Below are 6,216 nucleotides of genomic sequence, written 5' to 3' on the forward strand. Positions count from 1 at the left end.
AAGGAGTTTCACCATGACGACACCGGTCAGCAATGTTACAAATAAAGGGTTGCTCTCAACAATAGAGGTAGCCAAAAAACAGAGCGCTTTCGATTCACATAAAGCTGGAGCAACATTTTATAACAGGCCTGTGGAATGTGTAGAGCCATCAGTATCTATAAAAATTGATAGATCCAAAAACAGGTGCACTACTCTTAAAGGACTGGCTCAGAGTCATATGGGCATGAGAGAGGTGACATTAAAGTATATTCCTTTTGAAATAGACGTCACCATTTTTAATTGTATCAATGGCAATGAAAGAGATAATGAGCTGGCAGAAAAAATGATGGTGATTAGTGATGACTGCTCAAAAAGTTCTTTCTCTTTTAACATTAAAACAGAAGATGGCAATCACGAGTATAAGCCTTCACACTTCTGGCAAGAACAACTACTAAAATGTATAAATGCAGGATTGCAAGTTTTTTTCGATGACTGCCCCCCAGATAAAGTGGTTCCTCTGTTAGGAAACAAGACTGTTGGTAATATTTATAAAGGTAAAAAAATCCCAACAACTTGCTTTCAATTTGTTAACTTTATGGAATTTAATTCAAATTCATTTCAAGATAATTTCCGCATAGAACTTACAATCTTAAAAAATTCAAAGATAGAGAATCCATTCATTCCTGTTGCAATTTTAAACAACAACGAAATCGTTCATATATTTATTCACATTGGAGATAATGTTTGTATAGGGAAATTGGGAGGTGAAAATATTTTTTTTCATACTGCTGAAGACATATTGAATCATTATCAAGAATCTTTTGAAAATCCTTTGACTTTAGCGATTGCAAATATTAAACCTTTACCCTAGTTGTGTGGCACATAAAGGACTGTCCAACTTTTATTGATTAATCAGCAACCTGGAAAACTAACCTGACACAGTGGGTTTTTGGTATTGCAGGTAAGTGGCTTATGCCAATCTTGTTTAAAACCAGACAGAAACCATCAATATCACTGAATACACTGGTCATAGACACGGGAGCCTCTGTTAGCTATTGATAGTCAGCAGCCGGGAGATAGCTAAATCGCGGGGGCCCCCTGTCTTTTTGGAATCGAACTCATGTTCAATAAACTTATTGCCAGTAAAAAGGCTTGATAATATGAAACAATGTATTCGTTTAATTTTAGTTTTGGTTACAGTGATGCTCCCCTGTACAGGGTATTCTGGAGACGATAGATACGACGCTCTCCTGCCATTGACAGCGTTAAGTCTCATGCAAATGTTCAAAACCTTTATAGAGGGAGGCTCTTCCAGCAGCCTTTTCAATATCGAAGGGCTTCAAGTATGGTCATTTAACAGGGATCACTATTCATCCGATGGATTTTTAGCAACTGACGAGCAGACTGTTGATGGTGTACTGACAGTGTCAGCTACGTTTCAGGCGACTCCAACGGATGCTGCCCCTAGCCAGCAACTCCGAATATCAAATTTTCTTGATATGGAAGATAGCATTAGCGCTTACTTTTCGTCTGTTTTGCCATTATTGACTGAGTATTTTCGGTCTCAATTCAACCCTGATAAAGTTTATTATCTGGATCGAGCCAATCTTGAACGTCATCAAGGATCAGCAGTAGTCGCTGGCCCTTATGATTCTGATGACAACTATGATGCCAGTGATGATAAAGGAAAAGCTTCAGAAAAAGAGACTGGAGCTCGGGCAACCAACAAAAAGTGTGAGTATGATGATTGCAGTCCTGTATCTGAAGCTCCTGCATATTGGGAAACTGTTATAATCGGTGACCTGAATAAAGGCACTATTGTTTACAAAACCAAACTCTATTATTCAGGTTTTCTCAGGCCAGTTTTTGGGCCTGAGCTAAGCCCTGAACAAGATGAGATTTATGAAGAACAATGTTTTCGTAATGAAGAACCATCCGAAGATCTGATTACACTGACACGTCGTTGCATTGATCTATTCTTCGGCGGGCTTGATAAAGGGCTAAGCGAGTATCTGCCCTCTGAACCGAACCCCCCGCATCAGGATTGATGTCACCTTTTTTGATCCATGAGTCTCAATAGCTAGGAGGCTGACCGAGAATAGACTGCCCTACTGCGGCGGCAGCAAATTGGTCTGAAAATCCGCTTTTGTTCGTCAAATAGCTCGCTATTCTCCTCACAAAACCGAATTTTCATCCTCAATTTTCTGCCGTCCTCGCTACGGGCGCTATTCTCGGTCAGCCTCCTAGCAGCTTTTACCCTCGTCGCCGCCTGCGGCGGCAAGGCGAAACCAGGCGCAATGCCTATTCTGAAGCAACAAGAATCAGCCCCGACTTACTACCTGTACCAGTACCTACTGAATTGACAGTCACTTCTCCTTGACTGTTTAAGCCATAACCAATAACCAGACTGTAATCATCCACAAGAAATTGAGTGAATATATCCGGGGCAACTTTGAAAAAGCTCATAATTTCAGAAATAAAAGTTTCAGCAAGCTGAGGAGCCAAGTTATAAACTGCCAGTGCAACTGAGAGCTTACTCTTCAATATTTCCTCATCTGTTTCTGAAGCAGATACAGGGCAGGTTATTAGAATTAAGCTGACGATCATGGTTGATATTACTGAACGCACTTGCAAGCCTCATAGTTTAGAGTGTGTCGGCAGTATAGACATGAGTAGTTCAGCCTCCCAAGAGTCTTGAGTTAAGCTCACCTATTCCCATAAACCGATAGCACTGGTTCATCCAGATTGGCCATCTGCTCCCTAAGCTCCAGAATATGTTCTGACCAGTAACGCTCGGTATTGAACCAGGTAAATGCCATGGGGAAGGCCGGGTCCGTCCAGCGTTTAGCCAGCCAGCCGGAGTAGTTGATCAGCCTCAGGGTTCGGAAATATTCCACCAGATTGAGCTCTATGGGATCAAACTCATGAAATTCCTCATAACCTTCCAGCAGTTCTGCCAGTTGGGTGGTCTGGCTGGCCCGGTCGCCGCTCAGAAACATCCATAAATCCTGAATAGCGGGAGCCATGCAGGTGTCGTCGAAGTCGACAAAGTGAGGGTTATCATCTCGCCAGAGAATGTTGCCGACGTGAGCATCACCGTGCACACGAATCATTTTTGGGTGGTATTGAGCTTCGATTCGGGCAAGACGATCGAGAATGTCCCGGGTCAGGGTTTCATAAGCTTCTCTGAGTGTGGCGGGAATAAAATCATTGTCCAGCAGCCAGCTGACATTATCGATGCCGTATCTTTGCAGATTAATCTCAGGACGATGCTGGAAAGGCGCTGCCGAGCCCAGTTTATGCAGCCTTCCCATACAACGACCCAGAACCAGCAGGTGATCCAGATTATCGAGTTCCGGTGGATAGCCTCCCATGCGTTTGAACAGGGCAAACTGGAAGCCTTCAAACTCATGCAAGGTTTCCTGATTCTCGTTTTGGAGGGGGGCCACGATTGGGAATTCCATTTCTTGCAGTTCCAGCGAGAAGGCGTGTTCTTCCAGAATCTGATCATGGCTCCAGCGCTCGGGACGATAAAATTTGGCAATAATCGGTAAGCCGTCTTCAATCCCCACCTGGTAAACACGGTTTTCGTAGCTGTTCAGAGCCAGGTTTCTGGCATCACACAGGTATCCCTGACTTTCCACTGCGTCCATCACCCGGTCAGGCGTCAGTCGTTCATAGGGATGCTGGATATCTGAACTCATAGAGGGCTCCCACCAAGGCAATGATCGTTAGCCGCAGAAGTTTACTACGAAATCCCTCTCAAAAGGTCAGGTTTACTGACCTTTCTGTTAGTTCTTCAGAAAACTTTTTCTGCCTTTGGTGACTCAAACCTCTTATCAGTCTCAGGAAGGACAAAACAATGGATGTTCAAGGCGTTACTTATCCAGGCCGCAGTTATCCAGACCACAGCTCACCCACAGATCAGGGGCTTTCCTGTAATCCCTGTGAAATGGTTGCATCGGCTGTTTACTACCTACTGGGTAAGCTCAGGCGGATTAGTGTGGATGAGGGGTTGCTGGCCTCCAGAGTCGAACATGTGGAAAATGGCGTCTCGGTGTCCCTTGAACTCTGGGGGACTCCGAGAGGTAAAAGCCTCTACATGAGAAAGTGTGGTTTAACCGAAGTGCGTAAACACCAACTCAAGATGGAAAAGGCGCTTCTCAGAGAGGCTCAGGGCCCGAATATCGTCAGGCTTATTGAATCGGACGACGATACTTTACTGATGCCCGACGCAGGCCGGTCACTTTATGAAAAGTTTATTCATAGTAAAGAAGCGTTATCACAGCCCGAATTTGAGACCTATGCCCGGCAGTTAATGAAGGGGGTCGCCCATTTGCACGATTCGGGGATCTGGCACCTGGACTTAAAGCTGGACAATCTGATAGTAGATGACGAACACAATCTCTCTATCATTGATTTTGGTCTGTCTCAGTATGCAGGTCCATCTGAAAACTTGGAAGTGTGTACAAAAGGCTATAAACCTCCTGAAATGTTTTACGAAGGACCTGAGGCCATTTCCAGTAAAACCGATGTTTTTTCAGCGGGTGTTTGTCTCTTCAGGCTGTTGACGTGTAAAAAGCTTTTTCCCGACAAGTTTGATCAGAACAAGATGATGAACCAACACACTTATTATGAGCACCTGAACCTTCAACTGAAAAAGGTGGCGCATATTGATAAACGCTATGTGGCTTTGCTGAAGTCAATGCTGGCCTGGAATCCGAAGCATCGGCCTGATGCCGGGAAAGTGCTGAGCTACTTCATGAAAACCTGATTGTGACATAAGTAATGAGCTTTATCCCCCTCAACAGGTCAGGTTTACTGACCTTTCTGTTAGTTCTTCTGAAAACTTTTTCTGCTTTTTGTGACTCAAATCTTATATCAAGCTCAGGAAGGACAGAACAATGGATGTTCAAAGCGCTACTTATCCCGGCAACAGGTTACTGACTGACCAGGATCGCTCCCGGAATCCCTGTGACATCGTTGCATCGGCTGCTTATTACGTACTGGGTAAGCTCAGGCTGATTAATGTGCCTGAGGAGAGGGTGTACTCCAAAGTATTACGAGAGAATAAAAGCTTCTCTGCGACCTGTGAGCACTGGGAGTCCCCTGTAGGTAAAAGCATCTACGTGAGAAAGTGTGCTGTGCGTAAAGAGTGTGAACGGTATCTCAAGGTTGAAAAGTGGCTTCTCAGAGCGTCTCAGGGCCCGAATATTGTCAGGTTTATTGATACGAAGGACAATACTTTGCTGATGCCCTACGCAGGTAAATCACTTCAAGAAATTTTATGTACTCACCCTGCAGGGCTGTCATTGCCGACGATTGAGACCTATGCCCGGCAGTTAATGAAGGGTGTTGCTCACTTGCATGATGCAGGGATCTGGCATCTGGATTTGAAACTGGGAAATCTGGTAGTAGATGACCGGGACAATCTCTCCATCATTGATTTTGGTCTGTCTCAGTATGCGGGTCCGGCTGAAAATTACAAAGCCTGTACACAAGGTTACAGGCCTCCTGAACTTTTTTATGACGAGCCCACGGCAATTTCCGGGAAAACCGATGTTTTTTCAGCGGGGGTTATTTTCTTCGAGATGTTGGCGCGCAAAAGGCTTTTTTCCAGTCGCTTTGATCTGAACAAGATGAACGATCAAGACGCTTATAATGAGCACCTGAGCAAACGACTCAAAGAAGTGGAAGCTATTGATAAACGCTATGCGGAATTAATAAGGTCAATGCTGGCCTGGAATCCAAAGAACCGGCCTCATGCCGATGAGGTGCTGGGTTACTTCATGAGATCCTGACTGTGGTATTAATGATGAGTCTTCCAGTCAGCAAGGTGTCTGAAAACATAGTCCTGATTCAAAAATTCCTGTTCGAGACGAGTCCTGCCTTTCTCTGAATCCAGTAGTTGATTGAAGAGAGACTGCTCTTCTGGTGTCAGGTTTTCAGGCATTTGTTTGACGGGCTGGCTTTCATGAGAGGTTTTATTGAAGAATGTTTCATAAGTTTTATTGTCCATCATCAGCGCTGTAAGATCAGGCCTCATTGACCGGGCATCACTGAGAATGGCGAAGCCCCAAGTGTCAATATCACCCTGGCAGCCTGTCGGTCTTAAGCGTCCGTAGCGAGGATTGCAAGAAATTGAGGATAAAAATTTCTGCTTCTGAGGAGAATAGCGAGCTATTTGACGAAGAAGCAGGAATTTTTAGACCAATTTATTGCAACCGCAGTAGGACA

At 44.5% G+C, this 6,216-nt stretch carries 7 protein-coding genes; 4 read left to right on the forward strand and 3 right to left on the reverse strand.

Annotation, left to right across the window (positions count from 1 at the left end):
• Nucleotides 1-13 precede the first annotated feature (13 nt).
• Both KBW69_RS16610 and KBW69_RS16615 read left to right on the forward strand, forming a co-directional pair.
• Entirely contained in the window at nucleotides 14-850 is an 837-nt protein-coding gene (locus KBW69_RS16610) for a hypothetical protein (RefSeq protein WP_257281583.1), read from the forward strand.
• Nucleotides 851-1,115: 265 nt separating this feature from the next.
• Nucleotides 1,116-2,027: a hypothetical protein gene (locus KBW69_RS16615; RefSeq protein WP_257281584.1), complete on the forward strand. Its 912-nt coding sequence runs from the start codon at nucleotides 1,116-1,118 to the stop codon at nucleotides 2,025-2,027.
• Nucleotides 2,028-2,280: 253 nt separating this feature from the next.
• Here KBW69_RS16615 and KBW69_RS16620 read toward each other — a convergent pair whose 3' ends face one another.
• The gene (locus KBW69_RS16620; protein WP_257281585.1) at nucleotides 2,281-2,607 is read right to left on the reverse strand and encodes a hypothetical protein; all 327 of its coding nucleotides are present in this window, start codon (nucleotides 2,605-2,607) and stop codon (nucleotides 2,281-2,283) included.
• Between the two features lie 77 nt (nucleotides 2,608-2,684).
• The gene (locus KBW69_RS16625; RefSeq protein ID WP_257281586.1) at nucleotides 2,685-3,683 is read right to left on the reverse strand and encodes a serine/threonine protein kinase; all 999 of its coding nucleotides are present in this window, start codon (nucleotides 3,681-3,683) and stop codon (nucleotides 2,685-2,687) included.
• A gap of 158 nt (nucleotides 3,684-3,841) precedes the next feature.
• On the opposite strand from KBW69_RS16625, the gene KBW69_RS16630 reads away from it, so the two are divergent.
• Together KBW69_RS16630 and KBW69_RS16635 are read left to right on the forward strand one after the other, a co-directional pair.
• Complete coding sequence (locus tag KBW69_RS16630) at nucleotides 3,842-4,753, forward strand: protein kinase (RefSeq protein ID WP_257281587.1); 912 nt, start codon at nucleotides 3,842-3,844, stop codon at nucleotides 4,751-4,753.
• A 130-nt stretch (nucleotides 4,754-4,883) separates the two neighbouring features.
• Nucleotides 4,884-5,780, forward strand: a complete 897-nt coding sequence (locus tag KBW69_RS16635; protein WP_257281588.1) for a protein kinase — start codon at nucleotides 4,884-4,886, stop codon at nucleotides 5,778-5,780.
• An 8-nt stretch (nucleotides 5,781-5,788) separates the two neighbouring features.
• Here the strand turns inward: KBW69_RS16635 and KBW69_RS16640 are convergent, their stop codons facing one another.
• Nucleotides 5,789-6,178, reverse strand: coding sequence for a Wadjet anti-phage system protein JetD domain-containing protein (locus tag KBW69_RS16640; protein ID WP_306674584.1), 390 nt, complete (start codon nucleotides 6,176-6,178; stop codon nucleotides 5,789-5,791).
• Between the last annotated feature and the right edge of the window lie 38 nt (nucleotides 6,179-6,216).

This window comes from Endozoicomonas sp. ISHI1 (assembly GCF_024606225.1).
Taxonomy (GTDB): Bacteria; Pseudomonadota; Gammaproteobacteria; order Pseudomonadales; family Endozoicomonadaceae; genus Endozoicomonas_A.